At 65.0% G+C, this 25,509-nt stretch carries 26 protein-coding genes; 11 read left to right on the top strand and 15 right to left on the bottom strand.

The annotated features are described in order from the left end of the window. Positions 1-338 precede the first annotated feature (338 nt). Positions 339-3,830 (bottom strand): indolepyruvate ferredoxin oxidoreductase family protein, encoded by a 3,492-nt coding sequence (locus tag IVB46_RS04750; protein ID WP_247301752.1) that lies wholly within the window; start codon positions 3,828-3,830, stop codon positions 339-341. 272 nt (positions 3,831-4,102) lie between these two features. On the opposite strand from IVB46_RS04750, the gene IVB46_RS04745 reads away from it, so the two are divergent. Beyond that, entirely contained in the window at positions 4,103-5,311 is a 1,209-nt protein-coding gene (locus IVB46_RS04745) for a cytochrome c (RefSeq protein WP_247301748.1), read from the top strand. A gap of 39 nt (positions 5,312-5,350) precedes the next feature. Here the strand turns inward: IVB46_RS04745 and IVB46_RS04740 are convergent, their stop codons facing one another. Then, positions 5,351-5,995: a trimeric intracellular cation channel family protein gene (locus IVB46_RS04740; RefSeq protein WP_071917394.1), complete on the bottom strand. Its 645-nt coding sequence runs from the start codon at positions 5,993-5,995 to the stop codon at positions 5,351-5,353. Between the two features lie 167 nt (positions 5,996-6,162). On the opposite strand from IVB46_RS04740, the gene IVB46_RS04735 reads away from it, so the two are divergent. Beyond that, a complete protein-coding gene (locus IVB46_RS04735; protein ID WP_247301745.1) occupies positions 6,163-6,558 on the top strand; it encodes a hypothetical protein in 396 nt (131 codons plus the stop codon). A gap of 162 nt (positions 6,559-6,720) precedes the next feature. Here IVB46_RS04735 and IVB46_RS04730 read toward each other — a convergent pair whose 3' ends face one another. From IVB46_RS04730 to IVB46_RS04720, 3 genes are all read right to left on the bottom strand, one after another. Continuing rightward, a complete protein-coding gene (locus IVB46_RS04730; RefSeq protein WP_063982628.1) occupies positions 6,721-7,530 on the bottom strand; it encodes an isocitrate lyase/phosphoenolpyruvate mutase family protein in 810 nt (269 codons plus the stop codon). A 71-nt stretch (positions 7,531-7,601) separates the two neighbouring features. Continuing rightward, positions 7,602-7,952: an antibiotic biosynthesis monooxygenase gene (locus IVB46_RS04725; protein ID WP_247301743.1), complete on the bottom strand. Its 351-nt coding sequence runs from the start codon at positions 7,950-7,952 to the stop codon at positions 7,602-7,604. Positions 7,953-7,976: 24 nt separating this feature from the next. Beyond that, entirely contained in the window at positions 7,977-8,285 is a 309-nt protein-coding gene (locus tag IVB46_RS04720) for an NIPSNAP family protein (protein ID WP_028151164.1), read from the bottom strand. A gap of 149 nt (positions 8,286-8,434) precedes the next feature. Between IVB46_RS04720 and IVB46_RS04715 the strand changes: the two genes are divergently transcribed. The 3 genes from IVB46_RS04715 to IVB46_RS04705 all read left to right on the top strand — a co-directional run bounded on the left by IVB46_RS04715 (position 8,435) and on the right by IVB46_RS04705 (position 10,871). Beyond that, positions 8,435-9,133: a winged helix-turn-helix domain-containing protein gene (locus IVB46_RS04715; protein WP_028154913.1), complete on the top strand. Its 699-nt coding sequence runs from the start codon at positions 8,435-8,437 to the stop codon at positions 9,131-9,133. A 196-nt stretch (positions 9,134-9,329) separates the two neighbouring features. Then, positions 9,330-10,340 carry an alpha/beta hydrolase gene (locus tag IVB46_RS04710; protein WP_247301739.1) on the top strand — a complete coding sequence of 337 codons (1,011 nt, stop codon included), beginning with the start codon at positions 9,330-9,332 and terminating at the stop codon, positions 10,338-10,340. Between the two features lie 282 nt (positions 10,341-10,622). Next, entirely contained in the window at positions 10,623-10,871 is a 249-nt protein-coding gene (locus tag IVB46_RS04705) for a hypothetical protein (RefSeq protein WP_063982626.1), read from the top strand. 141 nt (positions 10,872-11,012) lie between these two features. On the opposite strand, the gene IVB46_RS04700 is transcribed toward IVB46_RS04705, so the two are convergent. Next, positions 11,013-11,294: a hypothetical protein gene (locus IVB46_RS04700; protein WP_028154910.1), complete on the bottom strand. Its 282-nt coding sequence runs from the start codon at positions 11,292-11,294 to the stop codon at positions 11,013-11,015. A 121-nt stretch (positions 11,295-11,415) separates the two neighbouring features. Continuing rightward, entirely contained in the window at positions 11,416-11,718 is a 303-nt protein-coding gene (locus tag IVB46_RS04695; RefSeq protein ID WP_247301736.1) for a hypothetical protein, read from the bottom strand. A gap of 106 nt (positions 11,719-11,824) precedes the next feature. On the opposite strand from IVB46_RS04695, the gene IVB46_RS04690 reads away from it, so the two are divergent. Together IVB46_RS04690 and IVB46_RS04685 are read left to right on the top strand one after the other, a co-directional pair. Continuing rightward, positions 11,825-13,783: an alpha/beta hydrolase domain-containing protein gene (locus tag IVB46_RS04690; RefSeq protein ID WP_247301734.1), complete on the top strand. Its 1,959-nt coding sequence runs from the start codon at positions 11,825-11,827 to the stop codon at positions 13,781-13,783. A gap of 196 nt (positions 13,784-13,979) precedes the next feature. Beyond that, the gene (locus tag IVB46_RS04685; RefSeq protein ID WP_247342162.1) at positions 13,980-14,636 is read left to right on the top strand and encodes a glutathione S-transferase family protein; all 657 of its coding nucleotides are present in this window, start codon (positions 13,980-13,982) and stop codon (positions 14,634-14,636) included. A gap of 105 nt (positions 14,637-14,741) precedes the next feature. Here IVB46_RS04685 and IVB46_RS04680 read toward each other — a convergent pair whose 3' ends face one another. Both IVB46_RS04680 and IVB46_RS04675 read right to left on the bottom strand, forming a co-directional pair. After that, positions 14,742-15,089 (bottom strand): hypothetical protein, encoded by a 348-nt coding sequence (locus tag IVB46_RS04680; RefSeq protein WP_247301732.1) that lies wholly within the window; start codon positions 15,087-15,089, stop codon positions 14,742-14,744. 110 nt (positions 15,090-15,199) lie between these two features. Continuing rightward, positions 15,200-16,732 (bottom strand): acyl-CoA carboxylase subunit beta, encoded by a 1,533-nt coding sequence (locus IVB46_RS04675; protein ID WP_247301730.1) that lies wholly within the window; start codon positions 16,730-16,732, stop codon positions 15,200-15,202. A gap of 149 nt (positions 16,733-16,881) precedes the next feature. Between IVB46_RS04675 and IVB46_RS04670 the strand changes: the two genes are divergently transcribed. From IVB46_RS04670 to IVB46_RS04660, 3 genes are all read left to right on the top strand, one after another. Next, a complete protein-coding gene (locus IVB46_RS04670) occupies positions 16,882-17,286 on the top strand; it encodes a DUF4260 domain-containing protein (RefSeq protein ID WP_247301728.1) in 405 nt (134 codons plus the stop codon). Between the two features lie 144 nt (positions 17,287-17,430). Next, positions 17,431-18,024: a hypothetical protein gene (locus IVB46_RS04665; RefSeq protein ID WP_247301726.1), complete on the top strand. Its 594-nt coding sequence runs from the start codon at positions 17,431-17,433 to the stop codon at positions 18,022-18,024. Positions 18,025-18,098: 74 nt separating this feature from the next. Beyond that, the gene (locus tag IVB46_RS04660) at positions 18,099-19,091 is read left to right on the top strand and encodes a dienelactone hydrolase family protein (RefSeq protein WP_247342157.1); all 993 of its coding nucleotides are present in this window, start codon (positions 18,099-18,101) and stop codon (positions 19,089-19,091) included. A 143-nt stretch (positions 19,092-19,234) separates the two neighbouring features. On the opposite strand, the gene IVB46_RS04655 is transcribed toward IVB46_RS04660, so the two are convergent. The 5 genes from IVB46_RS04655 to IVB46_RS04635 form a co-directional block, all read right to left on the bottom strand. Next, positions 19,235-19,891 carry a carboxymuconolactone decarboxylase family protein gene (locus IVB46_RS04655; protein WP_247301722.1) on the bottom strand — a complete coding sequence of 219 codons (657 nt, stop codon included), beginning with the start codon at positions 19,889-19,891 and terminating at the stop codon, positions 19,235-19,237. Between the two features lie 63 nt (positions 19,892-19,954). Further along, the gene (blaOXA, locus tag IVB46_RS04650) at positions 19,955-20,773 is read right to left on the bottom strand and encodes a class D beta-lactamase (RefSeq protein WP_247301721.1); all 819 of its coding nucleotides are present in this window, start codon (positions 20,771-20,773) and stop codon (positions 19,955-19,957) included. Positions 20,774-20,900: 127 nt separating this feature from the next. Continuing rightward, positions 20,901-21,164 (bottom strand): EscU/YscU/HrcU family type III secretion system export apparatus switch protein, encoded by a 264-nt coding sequence (locus IVB46_RS04645; RefSeq protein WP_028151179.1) that lies wholly within the window; start codon positions 21,162-21,164, stop codon positions 20,901-20,903. Next, the gene (locus IVB46_RS04640; RefSeq protein ID WP_247301720.1) at positions 21,161-22,753 is read right to left on the bottom strand and encodes a flagellar hook-length control protein FliK; all 1,593 of its coding nucleotides are present in this window, start codon (positions 22,751-22,753) and stop codon (positions 21,161-21,163) included. Before IVB46_RS04640 ends, IVB46_RS04645 begins: the two co-directional genes overlap by 4 nt. A 56-nt stretch (positions 22,754-22,809) precedes the next feature. After that, on the bottom strand, positions 22,810-23,604 hold the full coding sequence (locus IVB46_RS04635; RefSeq protein WP_247301717.1) for an ATP12 family protein: 795 nt from the start codon (positions 23,602-23,604) through the stop codon (positions 22,810-22,812). Positions 23,605-23,678: 74 nt separating this feature from the next. Between IVB46_RS04635 and IVB46_RS04630 the strand changes: the two genes are divergently transcribed. Next, a complete protein-coding gene (locus tag IVB46_RS04630; RefSeq protein WP_247301714.1) occupies positions 23,679-24,125 on the top strand; it encodes a hypothetical protein in 447 nt (148 codons plus the stop codon). Positions 24,126-24,262: 137 nt separating this feature from the next. Here the strand turns inward: IVB46_RS04630 and IVB46_RS04625 are convergent, their stop codons facing one another. Continuing rightward, positions 24,263-25,477 carry an RluA family pseudouridine synthase gene (locus IVB46_RS04625; protein WP_247301710.1) on the bottom strand — a complete coding sequence of 405 codons (1,215 nt, stop codon included), beginning with the start codon at positions 25,475-25,477 and terminating at the stop codon, positions 24,263-24,265. Positions 25,478-25,509 lie beyond the last annotated feature (32 nt).

Raw genomic sequence — 25,509 nt, 5'->3', positions numbered from 1 at the left:
TCGGAATTGCGAGCGCAGCGAAGCAATCCAGCAGTCTTTCCGCGGATGCATTTCTGGATTGCTTCGCTGCGCTCGCAATGACGAACGCGACGACCAAAATCCTAAAGGTGTTTTGCCCGACGGCGCAAGCGATTTTCCTTTTTTACGAAAACAACCCCATGCACAGTAGGACGCTGGTTGATTTCAAAGAGGAAATCGTAGGGTGGGTTAGCCGAAGGCGTAACCCACCTCTTTGCTTTCCACGTGGACGGAGAAGTGGTGGGTTACGCCGAGCAGATGCGCTTCGCGCATCTGCAGGGCTAACCCACCCTACGCATTGCGTCCGCGTCGAGACCGCCCTACTCCGCCGCGATCTGCCTCGGCGCCGGCGGCGGGCTCGCGAGGTCGGCCGCGAGCTGGGCGTAGCGGGCTTTCGCGTCCGCGACGGCCTTCTCCTTGACCGGGCCGTAGCCGCGGATGCGGTCGGGCAGCGATAGCAGCTCGACCGCGGTGTCGATCGTGAGCGGCGACAACAGGCCGAGCACGGTGGCGACGTCCTTCTCGTAGCCCACGATCAGATCGCGCTCGAGCTTGCGGTCGGCGCTGTGGCCGAAGATGTCGAGCGGCGTGCCGCGCAGGAACTTGAATTTCGCGAGCACCCTGAATGCCTTCAGCATCCACGGGCCGAAGGCGCGCTTCTTCGGGCGACCCAGCGCGTCGACGCCGCGGCTGAGGATCGGCGGAGCCAGATTGAAGTTGAACTTGAAGTCGCCCTCGAACTGGTCGCGGAGCTGCTGCTCAAAAGCGCCGTCGGTGTAGAGGCGCGCAACCTCGTATTCGTCCTTGTAGGCCAGGAGCTTGGCATAGTTCACCGCGACCGCGCGCGGCAGCGCATCGTCATAACCGCCCTGCTTGGCGGCATCGCGAACCTGATCGACCAGCTTGCGATAGCGTTTTGCGAGGCGGCCGCTCTGGTAGGCGGTCAGGTGCTTGGCGCGATGCGCGACGACCTCATCCAGCGTCATTGCATCCAGCGTCTTCGGCGCAACCACCTCGTCCGTCCCCTTCAGCATGTCGGCGAGGCGCTGGGGATCGGCGACCGCGAGGCGGCCGAGGCGGAAGGCCTCCTTGTTCATCTTGATCGCGACGCCGTTGACCTCGATCGCCTGCTCGATCGATTCTGCCGACAGCGGGAACAGGCCTTTCTGATAGGCATATCCCATCATCATCATGTTGGTGGCGATGCTGTCGCCAAGCAGCTGCTCGGCCGGCTTGGTGAAGTCGAAGAACACCGAGTCCTTGTGCAGCGCCGTTTCCAGCAGCCCGTTCAGCTTGCGGGTCTGGAAGTTGAAGTCGCGGTTGAGGACGAAGTCGGCGGTGGGAATGACGTGGCTGTTGATGATGCCGCGGGTGCGGCTGGTGTCGCAGAGCGAGATCGTGTCCTTGGCGACCGCGACCACCTCGTCGGCGGCGAGCACGAGATCTGCCGTACCAGTGACGATGCGCGAGCAGGTCACCTCGGCCGGATGATCGGACAGGCGGACGTGGCTGAGCACCGCCCCGCCCTTCTGCGCCAGGCCCGACATGTCGAGGATCATCGAGGCCTTGCCCTCGATATGAGCGGCCATGCCGAGCAGCGCACCGATCGTGAGGACACCGGTGCCGCCGACACCGCCGACTGCGATGTTATAGGGCTTATCCACCGTCGGCCGAGACGCGGGCTCCGGTAGCTCGCCGATGTCACCGAGATCGGCCGGTGCACGATGGCGCGGCTTGCCGCCGTCGACGGTGACGAAGGACGGGCAGAAGCCCTTCACACAGGAATAGTCCTTGTTGCAGGACGACTGGTTGATGGCGCGCTTGCGGCCGAACTCGGTCTCCAGGGGCTCGACCGAGATGCAGTTCGACTGCACCGAGCAATCGCCGCAGCCTTCGCAGACCGCCGGGTTGATCATGACGCGGCGCGCCGGATCCTCCATCAGGCCGCGCTTGCGGCGGCGCCGCTTTTCGGCCGCGCAGGTCTGCACGAAGACGATCGCCGAGGTGCCCTTGTACTCGCGGCACATCTTCATGACGTTGTCGAGTTCGTCGCGGTGATACAGCTTCACGCCGGGCGCGATGGTGTCGGAAGGATAGGTGTCGGGCGCCTCCGAGACCAGGTAGATCTCGCGGATGCCTTCGGCGTGGAGCTGGAACGTGATCTGCTGCGGCGAGAGATCGCCGTCATGGCGCTGGCCACCCGTCATCGCGACGGCATCGTTGTAGAGGATCTTGTAGGTGATGTTGGTCTTTGAGGCGACCGCTTGCCGGATGGCGAGAAGGCCGGAGTGGAAGTAGGTGCCGTCGCCGAGATTGGCGAAGATGTGGTTCTCGTTGGTGAAGGGCGCGATGCCGACCCACGGCACGCCCTCGCCGCCCATATGAGTGAACGTCTCGGTCGAGCGATCCATCCACAGCGCCATGAAGTGGCAGCCGATGCCGGCGAGCGCGCGGCTGCCTTCGGGGACCTTGGTGGACGTGTTGTGGGGACAGCCGGAGCAGAAATACGGTACGCGAGAGACAGGCGCTGTCGCCTGCATTTGCGTGGCCTGGCGGCCGTTGAACCAGTCGGCCTTGGCGCGGAGCATCTCCGCGATCTCGGGGTTGAGATTAAGGCGGAGAAGCCGCTCGGTGAGCGAGGTCGCAAGCGAGGCAACGCTGAGTTCGGCGGCGAAGGTCAGGAAGCGTTTGTCGTGCTCGTCCATCTTGCCGACGATGCGCGGGCGAACGTCGTCGCGCCAGTTGAACAGCTCCTGCTTGACCTGGTTCTCGACGATCTCGCGCCGTTCCTCGATGATGAATATCTCTTCGAGGCCGACCGCAAACTGGCGTACGCCTTCCGGCTCCAGCGGCCAGGGCATGCCGATCTTGTAGAGGCGAAGCCCGATCTTGGCGGCGACCTCCTCGGTGATCCCGAGCTCGCGCAGCGCCTGGCGGACGTCCTCATAGCTCTTGCCCGACGCCATGATGCCGAAACGGGCGTTCGGCGAATCCATGGTGACGCGGTTGACCTTGTTGGCGCGCGCAAAGGCGATCGCGGCAAAGCCCTTGTAATCCTGGAGGCGACGGTCCTGCTCGAAGCGGTCGTCGGGCCAGCGCAGATTGAGGCCACCGGGCGGCAACTCGAAATCGGGCGGGATGATGAACGGCTTCATCTCGTCGGTGAGGTCGATCTCGGCGGTGGTCTCCACCGTCTCCGTGATCACCTTCATGCCGACCCAGCAGCCCGAATAGCGCGACATCGCGATGCCGAGCAGGCCCATCTCGATCATCTCGTGGATGCTCGAGGGATAGAGATACGGCATCAAAGCCGACATGAAGGCATGGTCGGACTGATGCGGAACGGTGGAGGATTTTGCACCGTGGTCGTCGCCGGCCAGACACAGCACGCCGCCGTTCTTGGCCGAGCCGGCGGCATTGCCGTGGCGGAACACGTCGCCGCAGCGATCGACGCCGGGGCCCTTGCCGTACCAGATGCCGACGACGCCATCATATTTGGCGCCGGGCGAGAGGTTGAGCTGCTGCGAGCCCCACACCGCGGTCGCCGCCAAATCCTCGTTCACGCCGGGCTGGAACTTGATGTTGTACTGCTCGAGATGTTTTCGCGCCGCAAAGAGCTGCTGGTCGTAGCCACCGAGCGGCGAGCCGCGGTAGCCGGAGATAAAGCCCGCGGTGTTGAGGCCGTTGGCGCGGTCGCGCCGGATCTGGGCCATCGGCAACCGGACCAGGGCCTGGATGCCCGTGGTGAAGACGTGTCCGGTTTCCTGGGTGTATTTCTGGTCGAGACTGATCGGACCCTGGTTGATACCCATTCTTGTCCTCTTCCGCCCGTTTGAGCGTTTGGCCACTTAAGCCGTTGCCTGCCCGTTGTTTTTAGCTAGGGCGCGCCGACCAACTCCGCCACTCTATGTCGGATATTTAACGCTCCGCATCACAAATCTGGACCAAAGGAAGCGCCGGGTAATAATCGCAATTTCGTGGCTGCAAAGGCATCAAGCATTTTCAATTTGTGTCACCATACCCCCACCGACGCGAAACGACGTGAGGCTCCTATCCGGGCGATTGGTCGCAGGGGAAGCTTTCGATGCGAATGATTCTGGCTGTTGTCGCATTGTGCAGTGCAGTTGCGTGCGCGGCCCGCGCCGCCGAGCCATCGCCGGAGCTGATCGCCTATGGCAAGGCGCTGGTCGAGGCCGGCGACTGCGCGGGCTGCCACACCACCGATCCGGCAAAGCCGTTCGCGGGCGGAAAGCGCATCGATACGCCCTTCGGCGCGATCTACGCGCCGAACCTGACGCCGGATCGTGACACCGGGATCGGCGCCTGGACCGACGCCGATTTCACCCGCGCGGTGCGCACCGGCATCGCGCCCGACGGCTCGAACTATTACCCGGCCTTCCCCTATCCCTATTTCACGAAGGTGACGAAGGACGACACGCTGGCGATCCGGGCCTATCTCGGAACGCTGGCGCCCGTCGCAAGCCGCAACAAGCCGCCGGAGCTGCGCTGGCCGTTCGGCTATCGCGGCCTGATGCGGGTCTGGAACGCGATGTATTTCAAGCCCGGTCTGTTCGAGCCGGACCAGAGCCAGAGCGCGGCGTGGAACAGAGGCGGCTATCTCGTCACCGGGCTCGGCCATTGCGGCGCCTGCCACACACCGAAGAACTATTTCGGCGCGGACAAAACTGCGCAGGCGCTGTCGGGCAACGAGGTCGGCGGCTGGTACGCACCAAGGCTCGATGGCGCCGCGCGCACCGGGCTGAAGTCATGGAGCGTCGAAGACATCACCGAGTATCTGCAAAGCGGGCGAAACGTCAAAAGCCATGCCGGCGGGCTGATGGCCGAGGTGGTCGTCGGCTCGACCTCGAAGATGAGCGATGCCGATGTGCGCGCCATCGCGGAATATCTGAAGAGTCTGCCGCCGTCGCGGCGCGAGACGATCGTGACGCCGCCCGACGAGGCCGAGATGAAGGCCGGCCAGGCCGTCTACGCAAAACTCTGCATCGCCTGCCATGAAGCCGACGGCTCCGGCGCGCCGCGCATCTATCCGCCCCTGCCCGGCAACGCGCTTCTGCAATCGGTCAATCCGTCCTCCAGCTTGCGCATCATCCTCGACGGCGCCCACACCGTGACGACGCCACGCGCGCCGAACAGCGGCGAGATGCCGGGCTATGCCAAGCAATTGTCCGACGAAGAGATCGCCGCAGTGACGAACTACATCCGCAATTCCTGGGGCAACGCCGCGCCGCTGGTGACCACGGCGCAGGTGGCGAAGGCGCGGAAGGGTGATTAGTCCCCTCTCCCCGCAAGCGGGGAGAGGTAAGAAAGAGCCCTACCGCTCCTCGCCTTCCGTGAACACGAATTTCGGCATCTCCCATTTGTAGCGCACCGCGAGCAGGCGGAAGCTGATGCCGAGGACAAACGTCAAAATGGTCCAGAGCTCCGCGTTGAGATTGAGGCCGAAGGCGGTGGCATAGAACAGGCCGGTCGCCACCGAAACGGTCGCATAGAGCTCGGAGCGGAACAGCAGCGGCACGTCGTTGCAGAGCACGTCGCGCAGCACCCCGCCCGCGCAGCCGGTCACCATGCCGGAGACGATGACGATCGGCAGCGTGGCATTCGTCTGCCAGGCGATGTCGCAGCCGGCCATGGTGAAGACGACGAGGCCGATGGCATCGAGCACGATGAAGGCCACCTTCAGCCGGTGCACGAGCCGCGCGATCAGGATGGTGAGGAAGGCAGCGCCGCCGGCCAGAGCGAGGTAGATGGGATGAGCGACCCAGGCCAGCGGATAGTGCCCGAGGAAGAGATCGCGCAAGGTGCCGCCGCCGAGCGCGGTGATACAGCCGAGGAAGCAGACGCCGAGCCAGTCCATGCTCCGGCGGCCGGCCGCGAGCGCGGCGGTCATGCCTTGCGCTGCGACCGCGACCAGCGACAACAGATGCAGCACGCTATCGCTCGGCGGCACGCTCCACATCGCTTTGTTCCCTTCCCCTCCGATGGAACCGACGCGCAACTGTTCCAAAATGAACAAGTTCCCGATTCCTCGCGCAAGGGCAACATGCGACGAAAGCACTAAGGAGGGCGGAACAGAATCTCGCGTCTAGGGGTTGTCCAGCCGCAATAATCGAGGAGACAAAATCGATGGCTGACGACCGTTTTCCCAACGATCCGTATCGCCCGAATCTCGCCGATGATGAGTATGTCCGTGCGGCGCGACGGGATGCCGAGCTTCAGGTCGATCCCGAGCTTGGCGAAGGCCCCGCCTCCAGCGGCAAGGTAGCCTTGTTCGCAGTGGCGATCGCCTTGGTACTGGGTGCCGTGTTCTACGGACTGAACAACACGAGCACCGGCAACCAGGCCGGCAACACGCCGGCGACGCAGACCGCCCAACAGGCTCCGCCTGCGAATCCGGCCGCGCCTCCCGGCATGCGTGACGTGACGCCGCGCAACAACACGGGACCCGGCGTGACCACGGGTGCTGCCCCGAGCAAGCCGGCGGCGCCTGATCCGGCCGCCCCGTCCGAGGGCGCGAAGTAACGACAACAGCTGTCGTCGCCCGGCTTGACCGGGCGACCCAGTATTCCACCAGCGGCGGAGATTGAATCGAGAGGCCGCGGCGTACTGGATGCCCCGCTTGCGCGGGGCATGACACCGAGAGGATGAAAAAGCGGCGGGACCTCACATCCCGCCGCTTTTCGTTTAGCTGAACATCTTGTTGAGTTCGCCGCCGGAATAGCCGGTGCCGAGCTCGGTAAAGGTCCCCTTCTCCGCCATCTCCTTCGCGGCGCGCATGAAGCCGCCCCAGGCAGCGCGGGCGAGCGAGCCGCCGACGCTGATGCGGCGCACGCCGAGGTCGGCGGCCTCCTGCAAGGACAGGCCGGACGCGCCGATCAGCAGGTTGAACGGCTTTGGTGCGACCGCCTTCACCACCGCGGCGATGTCCTCGCGCGTCTTCAGGCCCGGCGCGTAGAGGCAATCGGCGCCTGCGTCCGCATAGGCCGTGAGCCGGTCAATGACGAGCTTGAGGTCGGTCACGCCCCACAAATACGCCTCGCAGCGACCGACCAGCAGCGTTCCGCTGTCGCCGATCGCCTTGCGCGACGCCTTGATGCGCTCGACCGCCAGTGCGCGCTCGTAGAGCGGCTTGTCCTTGTCGCCGGTGGAATCCTCGATCGAGAGGCCGGCGACGCCGGTGCGCACACCGCGCTCGACATTGTCAGCGACTTTGTCCGGCTCGACGGCGAAGCCACCCTCGAAATCCGCATTCACGGGGATGTCGACGGCCGAGCACAATGCTGCCAGATGCTGACAGACATCGTCGACCGTGACGTGGTTGTCGGCCTTGCCGATGGTCCAGGCAAAGCCTGCGCTCGATGAGGCCAGTGCCTTGAAACCGAGATGCTGCAACGCCTTGGCGCTGCCGACATCGACCGGATTGGGCAGGATGAAGCAGCCGCTCTCGTGCATCGTCTTGAACGTCGCGCGCTTGTCAGCGGTTGTCACATGCATGTTTCTCTCCCTTGTTGGCCGCGCAGACATAAGCGCGCGCACTGGGCAGCGCCAGTGCGCGCCCGCAAAAGCTAGTGCGCGTCGTGCACGGCGCGGCTGTCCTTCGGCGCCTGCTCGCGATCATTCATGCCGTAGTCGCGGATGACGCTGGCGATGCGCAGGTGATAATCGGCAAAGATCTTCGACCTGCCCTTCGCCTGCGTGCGCCGGTGCTCCATCGTATTGCGCCAGGCCTGGACTGCTGCCTCGTCCCGCCAGAACGACACCGACAGGATCTTGCCCTTCTCGGTCAGGCTTTCAAAGCGCTCGACCGAGATGAAGCCATCGATGGTTTGCAGGATCGGCTTCAGGTCGGCCGCGAGGTCGAAGTAGTCCTGGCGATGTTCCGGCTTGGGCCAGACTTCGAAAATCACGGCAATCATGGGCGTCTCCTTTGCGTTGGCGGTCTACAATACCACCTTGCGCAGGAAGGTGCGCTCTTCCGCGAGGATGAATTTGTTCTCCTCGGCGAAATGGAAGTTGGCCATGCCGTCTGCGTCCTGCCGCAGCCGGGCGCGATAGGCCTCATAGGCGGCCAGACTCTCGAAGGTGATCAGCGCAAACGCGATGTTGTTGGTGCCCTCATGCGGCATGAAATAGCCGATCAGGTCGCCGCCGCATTTCGGGATGATGGTGAGCCAGCGCTTCGAGTACTCCTCGAACTGCGCACGCTTGAAGGGATCGAGCTGGTAGCGGATGAAGACGGTGACGGACATGGTGAGCTCCCTGATTTTTCATTGCGGCAAGCGCGAGCAACACCGTCGCCGCTGAAGCAACTGGATTGCTTCGCTTCGCTCGCAATGACGTGTTCGCAGAAACAGACTACGTCCTTGCTCCACCGCAATGCTTCGGCTACCATCGAAGCATGAAATCAGGTCCTGACATCGCCATGATTGCTTCGCTGGTCGGCGACCCCGCTCGCGCCAACATGCTCACCGCGCTGATGAACGGCCGCGCGCTGACGGCGAGCGAGCTCGCGCAGGAGGCCGGCATCACGCCGCAGACCGCGAGCTCGCATCTGGCCAAGCTCGAGGCCGGCGGGCTGATCGAGCCGGAGAAGCAGGGCCGCCACCGCTACTACCGCCTCACCGACGATGACGTCGCCGGCGTGCTCGAAGGCCTTGCGGGACTTGCCGCGCGGACCGGCCACATGCGCGTGCGCACCGGGCCGAAGGATCCGGCGCTGCGGCGCGCGCGGATCTGCTACGACCACCTCGCCGGCGATCTCGGCGTGCAGATGCTCGACAGTCTACGGACGCGAAACCTGGTCAGGCAGAAGAAGCAGGACATCGAGCTGACGGCCGAGGGCGAGCGCTTCCTCGCAAAGCATTTGCAGATCTCGCCCGACATGCTCACCCATCCGCGCCGTCCGGTGTGCAAGGCCTGCCTGGACTGGAGCGAGCGGCGCCATCATCTCGCCGGCACGCTGGGCGCCGCCATGATGCAGCGGTTCGCCGAGCTGAAATGGGCCGCGCGCGACGCCACGCCCGGCAGCCGCGTGGTGAACTTCACCCGTACCGGCGAGAAGCAGTTTGCGACGCTGTTCGGGACCGGGAAGGATTGATCACGCCAGGTGCGTGAGATCGCACGTTTGCGTGTGAACCACGGCTTCCGTCATGGCGGGGCTTGACCGGGCCATCCATCGCTTTAAGCGCAGTGTCGTTCCGGGGGCGATGCGAAGCATCAAACTTGGAACCTCGAGATTCCGGGTCCGCGTCTTCGACGCACCCCGGAATGACGGCTCCAATTACGAGATCTTCATGAACCGCATCCTCCCGGTCGCGCTTGCCGCCGCCCTCCTCACTGCCCCGCTCTCTTTCGCTTACGCTGCCGACACCGCCCCGCGCGAGCCCTATGGCATCGCGCTCGAAGGCTTTGCCTATCCGTATCCCGTGCATCTGCTGCCTGTCATCAATGACGGCGAGCAGCTCAGCATGGCCTATATGGACGTCGCGCCCGAGCGGCCGAACGGCCGCACCGTCGTGCTGCTGCACGGGCGCAATTTTCCGTCGAGCTACTGGGCGCCCGTCATCAAGATGCTCAGTGACGCCGGTTTTCGCGTGATCGTGCCGGACCAGATCGGCTTCGGCAAATCCTCCAAGCCGCAAGGCGAACTGCACTTCGACACGCTGGCGCGCAACACCATTGCGCTGCTCGATCATCTCAAGATCGACAAAGCCGAGGTCGTCGCGCATTCGCTCGGCGGCATGCTGGGCGTGCGCATCGCCCGCGCCTATCCGGATCGCGTCGCCCATCTCGTGCTGACCGCGCCGATCGGGCTGGAAGACTACCGTCTCTATGTGCCGCCGACGCCGACCGAGAAGATCATCGAGAGCGAGGACAAGCTCACACCCGACGGCTATCGCAAGCAGCTCCAGACCAATTACGCGATCAAGCTGCCGCCCGACGCGATCACGCCGTTCGTCGACGCCCGCTTCAACATCAAAGGCAGTCCCGATTATCCGCGCTGGCTGCGCGCCTACGTCAGCTCCGGCCAGATGATCTATCGCGAGCCGGTCGCGCACGAGGTCGCGTTGATCACAGAGCCGACGCTGTTCATCATGGGCGCCGACGATCACAACGCGCCGGGCCGTCCGAACGCGCCGGAGGCATTGCGCGCGAAAATGGGCCAGAACGCGGAGCTCGCGAAAGCGCTTGCGGCCAAGATGCCGAACGCGCGGGCCGAAGTGATCCCGGACACCGGCCACCTCGTCTTCCTGGAGGCGCCGGAGAAGTACAAGGAATTGATGCTGGGCTTTCTCGGTCGCTAGAGCGTTTTCGAGCGAAGTGGATACCGGTTCGCGTCAAGAAAACGCGACAAAACAAAAAACATGGAGCCCCGTTCCGATTCCATCGGGACGGCGCTCCAGCGCCATCGCTGTCGCCGGAAGCCGCATGCAGAGAATGTTCATGCCGCATTCAGGTCATGATTGGCAGGTTTGGATCGCGACGTGTCGGCACGTGCCCAAATTTAACGTGTCGAATCGTGTCTTTTGATTCATTGTGCGCCGCAAGCGCCCCAAAAACCTGCCCAAGGACAAGAGGAAGATCACATGAAATACCTGTTTGCCGCCGTCATGCTCGCCAGCGCGGTCGTCGGTTTCAGCGAAGCGGCCAGCGCCGCCGGTGGCTGCGGCCCCGGCTGGTACCGCGGCGCCTATGGCGGCTGCCGCCCGATGCGCGGTGCGGTCGTTGTGCGGCCCGGCCCGGTGGTGGTTGCCCCGCCGGTCGTCGTCGTGCCCCGCGCCCGCGTCTGCCCGTACGGCTTCCGTTGGTGGGGTGGCCGCTGCCGCCCGATCTGATCTGACCTTTTCGTATTGCGAGATGGCCGTGCGGCGAAAGCCTGCGCGGCCATTTTCGTTTTGAACGCCTGGCGTCGCATCTCCGAATCAAAACGGGGACCGCAATCGCGATCCCCGTTCAAGGCCTGGCGTGTGCCGAGCTTACCAGTGGTGGCGGTGCCAGCGCCGGCGATGCCAACCCCAGTGGCGGCGGCGCCAGCCCCAATGGCGGTGATGGCCATGCCAATGCACCTGCTCGGGCTTGAGCTGCGCGGTCTCCTCACTGGTGGTGACGGCGGGACGAGCGTCGGGATTGCCTTGCGGCGCGCGCGCGGGATCACCAAGCGGCTGCGGCGCCAACGGCGCAGCTTGTGCGGTCGCGGTCAACGTCGCGGCTCCAGCCGCGACGCCGAATGCAAGTTTCAAAAAGTTCCGACGCTCCATGACATGTCCTCTAGGCTATCGAGCAAGTGATGCAGAGGGAGTGTCGTGGTCACGACATGAACGAAAGCTGAATCGCATCTTCAGATTCATGACATGGGTGTCAGGGACGAGCGAGCTACGGCTACGCTCCAAACTCCTGCGCCAGCACCAGCGTCTCGCGCGTGCGCTTCACGTCGGGCCAGTCGCGGTTGAAATCGGCGACGAGCTGCTTCAACGCATCGCCCTTCAACATCGCAGCCAGCTTGGCCTCGTCATCGAACTGATACATGGCCTGATGCAGCGAGGGATCGTCCAGGCTCCAGAACCGCCAGGCCTTAGCTACGCCGAACGCCTTCACCGCGTCGGGCACATGTTCCGTCTCGAAGGCGGCGCGCCTGCTGGCGTCGGTGACGGTGGCGCGAACGACGAAGTAGGCAGCAGGCATGTGTTTCCTCCCGTTGTTTGGCCGCAGCATAGACGGTTATGGTGGCGGCAACAAAAAGCCCGCGCGACGGAACTTCATGATCGCGCCGATGGGGGAAGGAACGGCCATGCGCAGGATCATCACGGGCGTCGTTGCGATCACTTGCCTGTGGCCAACGGTCTCGCTCGCCGAAATCATCCGCTTCGACATCCTCGCGCGTGAGCCCGCCTTTGCGGGGCGCAGCTTTGGCGATGTCGGCACCTATGAGCGCATCACCGCGCGCGCGACCTTCGCGCTCAACCCGTCCGACGATCGCAACGCCGTCATCACCGACCTCGCGCTCGCGCCGCGTAGCCCCGACGGCAAGGTGGCAGCCACCGCCGACGTCGTGATCCTGCGCCCCACCGATCCCACCCACGGCAACGGCACGCTGCTGCTCGAGGTGCCCAATCGCGGCCGCAAGCTGGCACCGCAATTGTTCGACGATGCCGCCCAGCCCGGCGCCAACAATGCCGACAAGGCCGAGGATGCCGGCATCGGCTCCCTGCACCGCCAGGGTTTTACGATGGTCTGGGTCGGCTGGCAGGGCGACATCCCCTCCAAGCCCGGCCAGATGGCGATGACGGCACCGGTGCTGAAGACCGTCACCGGGCCCGCGCGCGAAGAGGTGGTCTTCGACAACACGACCAATCCCGCGCGTGCGACGCTGACCTGGCCGGCGACTGATGCCGCCGACCTCAAGGTCTCCGTGCGCGCCGCCTGGGCGGATGCGCGGCAGACGCCTTCCGGCCTCCTCGCAAAGCTCGTCGATCCCGTGACGGTGGAGATCACCCGGCCCGATGGTTTTGATGCCGGCGCGCTCTACGAGATCACCTACACCGCGCGCGATCCTGTGCCACTCGGCATGGGCTATGCCGCCGTGCGCGACGTCGTCAGCTTTCTCCGCCACGATGAGACCCAGGCGAACCCGCTGCTGAACGGCCTGCATCCCTCCGTCAGCCGCGCCATCGGCTTCGGCGTGTCGCAATCCGGCCGCTTTCTCCGCGACTTCCTCTATCTCGGCTTCAACGAGGATCTCCAGGGCCGCACCGTGTTCGACGGATTGATGCCGCATGTCGCGGGCACGCGGCGGATGGCGACGAACGTCCGCTTCGGCCAGCCCGGCCGCAACCCGCGCCATCCGCAGGATCCGGCGTGGCAGGCCGATCTGTTCCCCTTCACCTATGCGAGCCTCAGCGATCCCTATTCCGGCAAGACCGACGGCCTGCTCCGCCGCTGTTCGCTCTCGGCGACGTGCCCGAAGGTGATGCAGACCGATAGCGAGCACGAATGGTGGGCCTCGCACGCATCGCTGCTCGTCACCGACCTCGCCGGCAACCACCTCGACCTCCCCGACAACGTCCGCGCCTACATGATCTCAGGCACGCCGCATTTCGCCGAAGCCGCCGACGTGATGAAGAAGGGTTTGCCTGCGATGTCGCTGCCGCAAAACCCGATGCATGCGGGCATGCCTATGCGCGCGCTGCTCACCGACCTCAACGCCTGGATCAGCGACGGCATCAAGCCGCCGGCCAGCCGCGTCCCCATGCGCGCCCATGGCACGCTGGTCGCAGCGCAAGGCGCGGTGCCGATGGATATCCCCGGCCTGCCCTATGCCGGCATCCATACGCTCGCCGCCTTCTCCGACCAGAGCGTGCTGCCGCCCAAGGAGATCGGCCGCTATCCCGTGTTCGTGCCGAAGGCGGACAATGACGGCATGGCCATCGCGGGTATCCGCCAGCTTGCGTTGGCGGTGCCGCGCGCGACCTACACCGCATGGAATCCGCGCGCGCAAGGTTTTGGCCCGACGGCACTCTATCCGCTGCAAGGCGCGGTCGTGCCATTCGCGCCGACCGAGGCTGCGCGTATGGAAGTGCATGATCCCCGACTGTCGATCGCGGAGCGCTATGCGGATGACGGGGCGTATGTGGCGGCGGTCCGCCGCGAGGTGGCGCGGCAGGTGGCGGAGCGAATTCTGTTGCCGGAGGATGCGGAGCGCGCGGTGGAAGCCGCGAAGCAAGGCAAGCTGGCGAAGCTCGGGCAGTGAGCGAAGCCCAGTGGCCCCGTAGGGTGGGCAAAGCGGAGCGTGCCCACCACTTCTACCGTCGGCCAAAAGATGGTGGGCACGGCGCAAGTGTGCCTTTGCCCACCCTACGGTCGCTGCGTGCAGAGAAAAAACGTCCTCGCCTGTCGGAACGCTCGTCCTTCATCCGTCCTATGCCCAGAGAGCACGGAGACACCGCATGGCCAATCTCACCCTCACCACCTTCGACTGGGTTCCCGAAATGCCGCGCGGCTTCGTGCGCGACCTGCGCGTGCGCTGGGCGCTCGAAGAGGCCGCATTGCCCTATCGCGTCGCGAGCGTGCCGTTCGGCCCGCGGGACGCCACCCATTTCGCGCACCAGCCGTTCGGCCAGGTGCCGTGGCTGACCGACGGCGACCTCTCGATCTTCGAGAGCGGCGCGATCCTGCTGCATCTGGGTGAGCTCAGCGCCACGCTGATGCCGACCGATCCGCGCGGCCGCAGCGACACGGTCGAATGGGTGTTCGCGGCGCTCAATTCGGTAGAGATGCCGGCCCTGCCCTGGACGATGTTCAAGTTCACCGGCAGTGCCGATGGCTCACCTGCCGTGAAATTCGTCGACGACTTCCTCAAGCTACGCCTCAAGCACATGGAGACCGCGCTGGCGGCGCGCGAATGGCTGGCGGGGTCCTTCTCCGTCGCCGACATCCTGATGTCGGACGTGCTGCGCGTCGTCGATCGCTTCGATGGGTTGGCGGGCAGCCCCGCCTGCCGCGACTACGTTGCGCGCGCCACGGGCCGTCCAGCGTTCGCAAAAGCCCACGCCGACCAGATGGCGCATTTCGCCGCGGCGGATGTCAAACGCAGGGCGGATTAGCGCAAGCGTAATCCGCCAACGCATGTCTCAACAAAGATGGTGGGTTACGCCGCGCGAACTGCGCTTCGCGCAGTCACGGGGCTAACCCACCGTACGAATTTCGCCTCACACCAATTTCAGCGGCGTGTCCTCAACCACGCGAAGGTCGATCCTGCCGATCAGTTGCGCGCGAAGCGCCTCGGCAGCACCGATGGCGCTCTCGGTTTGCTGCAACGTGCTGATGTTCGAACCGAGCGACACGATCCCGCCTAGCACCAAGGCGATCGATCCGAGCGCCGCGGTCAGACCTGTCCCGAACAAGCCGAGGATCGTGACCAAGAGCAGCGCCGCACCACCGCCAATGGCGATCTTGGACGCCAGGATGTACTTCCGGCACCGCTCGGCGATCTCGGCCAGCGCCTCGATCCGATCTTCGATGTCGGAAATCTCGTCGGTCAGATCGTCTTCGGTCATTTGGATCGAGATGCCAAATCAGAAGAAACCAGTCGTCCGCATGAGCGCAGCGACATGCGGGACTAAGGCAAGACCCGGATTTCGCTACGCTCCATCCGGGCTACTTGTCGTCACAACGGCAAATTGTCGTGCTTCTTCGCCGGCGTTTCCACCTTCTTGTCCTTCAGCATCGCCAGCGCCCTTGCGATCCGCTTGCGCGTCGAGTGCGGCATGATGACGTCGTCGATGTAGCCACGCTCGGCGGCGATGAAGGGGGACAGGAAGCGGTCTTCGTATTCCTTGGTGCGCGCGGAGATCTTGTCGGGGTCACCGATGTCTGAGCGGAAGATGATCTCGACCGCGCCCTTGGCGCCCATCACGGCGATCTGGGCGGTCGGCCAGGCGTAGTTCATGTCGGCGCCGATCTCCTTGGAGGCCATGACGTCGAAGGCGCCGCCATAGGCCTTGCGGGTGATGATGGTGACCAGCGGCACGGTGCACTGCGAATACGCAAACAGCAGCTTGGCGCCGTGCTTGATCAGGCCGCCATATTCCTGCGCGGTGCCCGGCAGGAAGCCCGGCACGTCGACGAAGGTGACGATCGGGATGTTGAAGGCATCGCAAAAACGGACGAAGCGCGCGGCTTTCCGCGAGGCGTCGCTGTCGAGCACGCCGGCCAGCACCATCGGCTGGTTGGCGACGAAACCGACGGTGCGGCCGGCGATGCGGCCAAAGCCGGTGACGATGTTCTTGGCGAAGGCGTCCGCGATCTCGAAGAAATCACCCTCGTCCACGACCTTCAGGATCAGCTCCTTCATGTCGTAGGGCTTGTTCGGATTGTCGGGGATCAGCGTATCGAGCGACATGTCGACACGGCCGATGTCATCAAAGCTCGGCCATTCCGGCACGCCGTCGGTGTTGTTGGACGGCAGGAAGTCGATCAGGCGACGCATCTGCAAGAGCGTCTCGACGTCGTTCTCGAAGGCGCCGTCCGCAATCGAGGAGCGCGTGGCGTGCACGGAGGCGCCGCCGAGCTCTTCGGCGGTGACGACCTCGTTGGTCACGGTCTTCACCACGTCGGGGCCGGTGACGAACATGTAGCTGGTGTTCTTCACCATGAAGATGAAGTCGGTCATCGCCGGCGAATAGACGTCGCCGCCGGCGCAGGGGCCCATGATGACGGAGATCTGCGGGATCACGCCCGAGGCGAGCACGTTGCGGCGGAACACATAGGAATAGCCGGCGAGCGCGGCGACACCCTCCTGGATGCGGGCGCCGCCCGCGTCATAGAGGCCGATGATGGGCGCCCTCGCCTTCATCGCCATGTCCTGGAGTTTTGTAATTTTCAGCGCGTGCGTTTCCGAGAGCGACCCGCCGAACACCGTAAAGTCCTTGGCGAACACAAACGTCTTGCGGCCGTTGACGGTGCCCCAACCGGTGACGACGCCGTCGCCGGGGATCTTGTTCTTCTCCATGCCGAACTCGGTGGAGCGGTGCTCGACGAACATGTCGAACTCCTCGAACGATCCCTTGTCGAGCAGGAGCTCGATGCGCTCGCGCGCGGTCAGCTTGCCGCGGGCGTGCTGCGCCTCGATGCGCTTCTCCCCGCCGCCGAGCTTTGCGCCGGCGCGACGATCTTCAAGGGCGTCCAGGATATTCTTCATTTGCTCCCGCCAGTTCTTAGCCTAAATGCGATTGCCGGGGGTTCTAACACGGCATTTTGCGGGCCGGGAAGACGCTTTCGGCGCCGCAGGGCTGCCTTGCCGCAGCGGGAAAGCGCAAGGAATTACAGAGTTTTGCCTGGGAGACGACAATGGATGAGGTAACGGCCGAGACGGGCGCGGCGACCGGCGGCGTCAAGATCCTGCTGCGGCTGGAAGGCCTGACCCTGTTCACGGGGATGGTGATGCTCTACGCCTCCTGGGGCGGCTCGTGGCTGGTGTTCGCCCTGCTCTTCTTCGTCCCCGATCTGAGCTTCCTGGCGTACCTCGCCGACGCCAGATTCGGGGCGCTGGTCTACAATGCCGCCCACAGCTACATGGCGCCGGTGGCGCTGCTGACGCTGGGCTTCGGCTTCGCCTCGCCGCTCACGCTGTCCATCGCCTTGATCTGGCTCGCCCATATCGGCATCGACCGGGCGCTCGGCTATGGCCTGAAATATTCGGCCGGGTTCGGCTTCACCCATCTCGGGCGGATCGGCCGCCAGAGAGACGCTTGAGGGGATTGCCGCCTTTTTGTCGGCCCTCGCCGGTTGACCGGGCCGGCCGATTCAGGCTTGCTCCCCTTCACGATCAGGCGCCGAATGTTGCGTGAGCTCAGTCGGTACGGCGGCGGTCACCACGTCTGGCTGCAAGCATCACCCATGTCCGCCACGGCCGTCCCCCTGCCGCCGAACAGCCCGTCCGAAACCACCGACTTCCTGCGGCGGATGGCCAGCATGGTGTCGGGGCGCAACGGCGAGATGCTGCTGCGCGCGGCCGCGCTGATCGAATCGCTGAAGCAACGGGCGATGTCGGCCGAACGTCTGTTTCATGAGCAACAGGAAGAGAACAAGCGCCTTGTAGACCTGCGCGAGACGACCGCGCTCGCCTCCGAAGCCATGGTCAGCCAGATCGCGACGCTGGGGACTCAGCTCGCCGAGTTAACCGCGGCCGCGGCGGCCGAGCGCGCGGCGTTCGACGCCGAGCGCGGCAAGCTGCTCGGCCTGATGCAGGATGCGGAAAGCCATATCGGCAAGCTCACCACCGAGCTCGAGACGTTGCGCGCCTCCGTCGACAGCTTCAACCAGACCGCGGTCTCGGTGCCGCTCGAGGTGCTGCGTCTGGCACGCACCCAGTTCGATGTCCTCTCCGCCGGCTTTGCCCGCAAGGGCGACGCGATCTCGCAGGCGATGAGCGAGATCGGCGGCTTTGCAATCGACCAGGCGCTGACGGTGAAGAAGGCAGATAAGGCCTGAGGTCGTCGCGCATCAAATTGACAGCGCGCAGACCGGTTGTTCTACTCCATGAAAATCATAGGGGGATGATCACGATGCCGACCGCATTCCGCGTCGCTATGGCGCTCTGCATTTCAACACTGTTCGCCGGTAGCGCCAACGCGCAATCCCTGTCGAAGGAAGTCGCCACCCGCGCCGAGATCTACCCGATCCCCTCGCTCACCCTCTCCGACCAGCAATTCCTCAGCGGCGATGCGGCGGCCGGCAAGCCGGTGACGGTCGCTGGCGAATTCCGCGTCGCCCAGGGCACCGGCAAACTTCCCGTCGTGGTGCTGATGCACGGCTCGAGCGGCGTCGGCGCCACCACCGAGGCCTGGGTGCACGCTTTCAACGCCATGGGCATCTCGACCTTCGTGATCGACGGTTTTACCGGCCGCGGGCTGACGGTGGTGGGGCCGAACCAGGCCCTGCTCGGCCGGCTCAACCTGATCGTCGACATCTACCGCTCACTGGAGATTCTTGCGAAGCATCCCCGCGTCGATCCCGACCGCATCGTGCTGATGGGCTTCTCGCGCGGCGGACAGGCGACGCTCTATGCGAGCCTCGATCGCTTCAACAAGCTCTGGAACAAGTCCGGCGTGCAGTTCGCGGCTTACATCCCGTTCTATCCGGATTGCTCGACGACGTATCAAAGCGACAGTGACGTCGCCGCACGCCCGATCCGGATCTTCCACGGCACGCCCGACGACTACAATCCCGTGACGAGCTGCAAGGCGTTCGTTGGACGGCTCAAGGCGGCCGGGCGTGATGTGGTGATGACCGAATACCCCGACAGCGCGCACGGCTTCGACAGCGGCCTGCTCGGCGTCAGCGCCGTTGCGGTGTCGGCCAACGCGCAGACCGTGCGCAATTGCCATATCAAGGAAGGCGACGGCGGCGTGCTGATGAACGGCGATACCAACGCGCCGTTCACCTATAGGGATGCCTGCGTCGAGCTGAACCCGCATGTCGGCGGCAACCCCACGACCGCCGCGGAGTCGCGCAAGGCGGTGGAGGAATTTTTGCAAGCGCTGTTCAAGTTGGGGTGAGAAGCAGGCGGGCCTTCATGGTTCGAGACGCCCGCTTTCGCGGGCTCCTCACCATGAGGGTCTGATATCTCGCCACGATACAGGTCCTCATCCTGAGGAGCCCGCGCAGCGGGCGTCTCGAAGGATGGCCGCAACAAAAACCGCTACGGCTCGCCCGGCTTGAACGGCTCCTGCTTGTCCGGCGGCACCGTCTCTTCCGCCATGGCCAGCAGCATCGCGACCATCACGTAATTGCCGGCAACCGCGGTGAGATCGACGATCTGCTGATCGCTGAACACCTTCTTCGCCCGCGCGTAGGTCTCGTCGGAAACTTTCTTGGTCGTAGCGATCTCGGTGACGAAGTCGTAGACCACGGCCTCGTCCTCGGCCATTTTCGACGGCCGCTTGTTGGCCTTCAGCTCCGCGATGATATCCGCCGACAGGCCCGCCTTGGCCGCCAGCGGCGCATGCGCGAACCATTCCACCTGCGAGCGCCACTGCCGCCCGATGATCAGGATCGCGAACTCGTTCAGCTTGGTCGGGACCGAGGTTTCCCAGCGCAGATAGTAGAACAGGTCGAACAGTCGCTGGCCGAGCACCGGGCTGCGGATCATCGGATTGTAGGGCCCGCCGATGCCGACGCTCGACACCTTCATGATCTGCTCGCCGAGCGGCTTCTGCTTGGCGTCGAGCTGGTCCATGGTGAGCTGCGGAAAGCGCGGCTCCTTGCTGGTGGCGGGTGCGGCAAACATCGTGGCTGCGAGCCAGCCGCCGGCGGCGGCCAACGTGAGCGACGACAGCCAGAGTGGCGTTGAGTTCATTTTATCCTCCCGACCTTTTCTTTTGTTTGGTCGGAAGGATGCTAGCAGGTTCGTACGCGCCAGCTAGATCGCGCCGATCTCGGCAAGGCAGGCTTGCGTCAACGGCATGCGCTCGCCGACGAGACGCGGCTCCTTGCAGTCCATGTTGAGCGCGAACACGGTGTGCGCCTCGCCCTTCTCGGCCCAGCCGACCATCCAGCCGAGCGACGGCTCGCCGCGCTCGGCGCCGAGCAAGCCGGATTTGGCGCGGATGACGCTGTCGCCGACCTTGGTCACCGGCAGGATGTCGGCGACGAGGTCCTGGCTGCGCTTGCTGATCGGCAGCGCGCGGCGGCGCAGCCGGTCGACGAAATCGATCTGCTCGACCGGGTCGATGCGCAAATTGCCGGTGAGCCAGAACTGGTCGATGCCGCCGCCGATATCGCGATTGCCGTAGTCGAACATGTCGACATACTTTTGCATCCGCTCTTGCCCGATCCGGCGCGCGATCTCCTGATAGACCGGCACCGCGCTGACCGCGATGGCGCTGCGCATCGTGTGGTCCTTGTTCCAGGCCTCGATCGGCCGCTTCACGCCGTCCCAGGGAAACACGTCCTTGTCGGGATCGGTGACGACGCCGGTCTCGAGCGCAATCAGCGAGTTCGGAATCTTGAACGTCGAGGCCGGCAGCTTCGCTTCGCCGGAACGGTCCTTGTCGCTCGCGACGATCAGATAGTCCTCGACCTTGTAGCCGACGAAGGTGCCCGCCGTGCCGAGATCGGTGAAGCGCTTTGCCAGGCTGTCGCGAATCTCGTTGCGCGGCGGCGCGACATGGGCGAACGCACGTGACGGCATGGTGGCAGCTGCGGCAAGAAGGCCCAGAGTGGAACGGCGGGTCAGCAAGAGCGGTATCCGTTGAGCAATGAAGATGGCCGCGACCATGCGGCCGCTATCGTGGTGAAACGATGACAGGTTATTTCTTGAGCACGATCTTTTCGGAAAACCGCTGCACGCTTTTCCGGATCATGCTCTACCGTCCCCGGCCCGACAGCCGCAGCACGAACACCAGCACTTCGGCGACGGCCTTGTAGAGGTCGGGCGGGATCTCCTCGCCGAGCTCGACCTTGGAGAGCGCGCCGGCCAAGATCTCGTTCTCTTCGATCGGGATGTCGTTGGCTTTGGCGATCTCGACGATCTTTTCGCCGATCGTGCCCTTGCCCTTGGCGACGACGACGGGCGCGTTGCTGCCCTTCTCGTAATGCAGCGCAATTGCGAGCTTGGATGGATCGCTCATGTGGCGCGATCCAGGAAGTGGCCGGCGCGGGCCGGCGCCGGCTGCGGCGGCGTGCCGTCGCGCACCAGGATGTCGCCGGGCTTGAGCTCGGCGCGCGTCAGGGCCTGATTGAGCTCGCCGATGCCGGCGCGGAGCTGCTGCGCGGTCGCGGGCCGCTCCGCCCACATCCGCACAAAAGTCTTGTCGCTGTTGAGCGTGATCAGCGCATGCACGGGGCCGGCCGGCTCGACATTGAGCGTGAAGCGCGCGCGCCAGGCGCGCTTGGCGGGATCAGAGGACTCATTACCGCCATCGCGCGAGATCTCGAATTGCGCCATCGCGGTGCCCTGCGGGGTCGCAAAGGGAATCTCGAAATTCCACTGCGGCACGGTCGGGTCGATGCGGTGACCGCTGGCATCGGTGCGATCAGGCAGCGAGGCGACCTGGAGCAGCGTTTGACGTGCGATCGCGGCATCGGTGTCGTCGAGCAGGCGGTGCACCGTTGTGGAGAGCGGCGTATCCGGCGCGAGCGATGGCGAGGCGATCCCCTGCGGCGCCGGCAGCGCGCCGCGGAACGGCGGCGGTGTCGCGCGCGCCGCAGCCTCGAAGAGATGGCCGTCGGGCACGGCCTTGTTGGAGCCCGGCACGTTGCCGATCAGGCGCGGCAGGTTTTGCGTGACCTCTTGAAGGAGGGCCGCGGCAAGGCCGGCGGACATGGTTCGCGGCATCGCGGCCTGCGGAGCGCCGCCGGCGATGTCGGCGAGCACAGCGGCTGCGAGATTGGCGCTGCGCGGCATCTGCGGTTGCTGGCCCATAGCGAGCTCGGTCGACGGCGATGCAGCCTGAGCCGGAGCGGCGGCGACCTGCGGTGTCCCCGCCGTAGCGATCGCGGCGCCTTGGGCCTGTGGCGCGGCAGTCTCGAGCGTGGCCAATGTCTGGCGCAGCACCAGCAGCGCGGCCTTCAGGTCCGGCATTGTACCGGAGGACGGCGTTGTGCCTGCGGCCAATGACGCCTCGAGAAACAGACCGGACTTCTGGAAGGCGGATTCGATATCACCGCCATCGAGGGCGGTGGTGAGGGGCGTCTGCTGCGCCAGCACGTCCAGCACCGCCTGCTTCAGTCGGGCCGGCAGATCGCTACCGGTGACGACGGAAGCGAGATTGGCGAACAGCGGCGCCTGGCTGCCCTGTTTTGTTACCGCCTCGGCCGAAGCCACGGTGACGGCGACCTGCTCCAACGGCGTCAGCGTGTTGCGTGCGGTCGTCGCAGATGGTGCAAGCGGCGGGCTGTCCACTAGCGAAGCCGCCCGCGGCGTCAGCGTGATCTGATCGGCCGTCGCCTCGCCTGCCCCGTTCATGATGGCGAGCCTGATGGTGCCGTCGTTCTGCGACACTGCGAGCTTGAGATTTTGCCCCGGTGTCAATGACACCTCGGACATCACATCCATCGACAGATTGGCGATCGCGATCCGCACCAGATTGTCGGCCATCACGCTGACGACCCTTGCGTCCACGACGCTGCCGGCCTGGAGCACGAGATCGGGCGTCGCCGCATCAGCCACAGGGCTGGCGGCACTGATGGGAACGATCGAGCTTATCGGCGTTGGCATTTCAGGGGCCCAGGGAACGCTGGCCCCACCCTAAGGCCGCCCTCGTAAACCTCTCGTTAAGGACCTTTGTCCGCTCGCGGCTTCACGGCCGCCAGAACCGCCACGGCGGCCTCAAAATCCTTCAGGCGAGCGGCGCGGCGGGCAGCCGCCTCCTCGTCCACGCCCCATTTCTCGGCGTTCCAGTCCTCATCGACATGGGCGGCGGCCCAGACCTGGCCGGCATCGCGCACGCCATGGGCGAGCGCCAGCGCCAGCAGCGCAGAACCGGTCAGGGTCGTGACCACGTGGAGCGCCGCGATCGACCAGGGATCACCGGGGAGCGCGGCGCGGGCGGCCTGAACGGCCTCGTCCGGCTGCTTCACATGCATGATGCCTTCGGACAGGATGAAATGCGCGCCCAGCGTCTCCGCAGCCCAGAACAGCACGGGATCCCAATGCGTGGCCTCGCGGGCGACCAGCCCTTCGGGGTGGCCGGCGCGATAGAACAGCAGGTCGGTCTCGAAGTATTTGGCAAGGTCCTCGCTGACGAGCTCGACGCGATCGATGACACCCTCGACGACGCTGTTGGCGATCCGCGTCAGCGGCATGGTCACGGGATTGATCGTCTCGCCCTGGGCCGCCCATTCCGCGGCCACGGCATCGGCCAGCGCGCGCGACGGGATCACCACCTGCCGGGCCGATGGCGTCCGGATCGGCCTGCCGTCAAGCGTGATGGCGAAGCCGCCCTCGGCCTCGGCCACGCCCGCCTCCTTGTAGAAGCGCTTGCGCTGCGGCGTACGCGCGGCCTGGCGCACCGCCTCCTGCGGATCGAGCGGGGACCGCCCCGCAACCTCATCGAACAATTCGCGCATCTCGTTTCGGCCCCGGTCTCTGAATGCTAGGCTTGTAAGCCAAGTCCGGCGGCTGATAAAGCGAGCGGCAAGGCATGAGGGAACTTGCGGGCATTGTGGCCCTGCTCGCCGGGCTCTGGCTGGCCGCGGCGGACGCCGGTTTCCGCACCCCGGAATCGCTGGTCCGCAATGTCTACGCGCATTACGGCGATGGCGCGCCGGAACTGTCAAAAGGCCTGCCGCGCGATGCCGCCTCCGCCCGGCAATTCTTCGACCCCAGCCTGCGCAAGGCCTGGAGCGCGCCGAGGGTCGAGCCCTACGACTTCCTGGTGCAGAGCCCGAGCTGGAAGCTCGGCCCGGTCGCGATCGCGGTCGTTCGCAGGCAATACGACAAGACCTATGTCGCGGCGAATTTCGACAATCGCGGGCGAAAGGTCACGCTGAACTTCGTCCTGGTCAACGGACCCGAAGGCTGGCTGATCACGGATGTCGAGAGCCCGCACGACAGTCTGCGGATGTTTCTGGAGCAGTTTCGGAAGTGAGGGGGCCAGTCGCCACTGCCTCAACACCGTCATTGCGAGCGCAGCGAAGCAATCCAGACTGTATCCGCAGAAGCATTCTGGATTGCTTCGTCACTTCGCTCCTCGCAATGACGGGGCTGGTAGCGAGGCCCCAATCCCTACTCTTCCGGCGCGTTCTCGATCGGATCGAACCGGCTCGCATCGAGCCCGAGCAGATTCCACGACTGCTGCATGTGCGGCGGCAATGGCGCGGTGGCGTCGATCACGCCGCCGCGGGGATGCGGAATCACGATGCGGCGCGCGAGCAGATGCAGCCGGTTTTGCAGTCCGCCCGGCAGCTGCCAGTTCTCGATGTTGAAATATTTGGGATCGCCGACGATGGGGTGGCCGATATGCTCCATGTGGGCGCGCAGCTGATGGGTGCGGCCGGTCACGGGCTTGAGCGACACCCAGGTCAGCTTGTTGCCGGCAGTCTCGACCACCGCATAATACGTCACCGCGTGGCTCGCGCCCTCGTCGCCATGCTGGGCGATGCGCATGATGGTGTCGTCCTCGCTCTCTTCCTTCGCGAGGAAGGTCGAGATGCGGCCCTGCTTCGGCTTCGGCAGACCCGGCACCAGCGCCCAATAGGTTTTTCGCGCGGACCGCGAGCGGAAGGCGCCGGTCAGATGCGAGGCGGCAAACCGCGTCTTGGCGATCAGGAGACAGCCCGAGGTCTCCCGGTCGATGCGGTGGACCAGGCGCGGCTTCTGGCCCTTGGAATCGCGCATCACCTCCAGCATCTGGTCGATGTGCCGTGTCATGCCCGAGCCACCCTGCACGGCGAGGCCGAGAGGCTTGTTCAGGACGAGGACGTCGTCGTCCTCGTAGATCGTCATCTCTTTGAGCGCCTGAAGCGTCTTTTGGGCACCTTCCGACAGCTCGCCGACGGCCTTTGGCGTGTCGAGCTTCAACGGCGGGATGCGGACGCTCTGGCCCTCCTCCAGCCGATCCTTGCTGTCGACACGCTTGCCGTCCACGCGCAGCTCGCCTTTGCGGACGACGCGCTGGATGTGGGAGAACGACAGGCCGGGAAAGCGCGCTTCCAGGAAACGATCGACGCGCATGTTGTTTTCATCAGCCGTCACCTTGACGGTCTGCACCTTGGTCGGCAGCAGCGCCTCGACGGGCTTTGCCGGCGCAGACGCTTCGGGCGCAGCCTTGGGCGGCCGCCGCTCGGCACGCTCCGCCGCAAAGCGCGGCGGCTTCGCACCCGGCTTGCCACCCAGCCGTGGTCCCGCCTTCTTCGCAGTGCGCGCCTTGAATGGACGCGAATCGTCGCGCTCGTCACGCGAGCGGGGCTTTGGGTTCATTCTCTTGATGCGGCGGCTCATGGTTGCCTGCGTACCCTAAAAGCCGGCTCCCG

The sequence above is a fragment of the Bradyrhizobium sp. 61 genome, from assembly GCF_023073075.1.
Classification (GTDB): domain Bacteria; phylum Pseudomonadota; class Alphaproteobacteria; order Rhizobiales; family Xanthobacteraceae; genus Bradyrhizobium; species Bradyrhizobium barranii.
The sequence above is the reverse complement of the archived record's forward strand: the minus strand, read 5'-3'. Positions and strand labels throughout refer to the sequence as shown.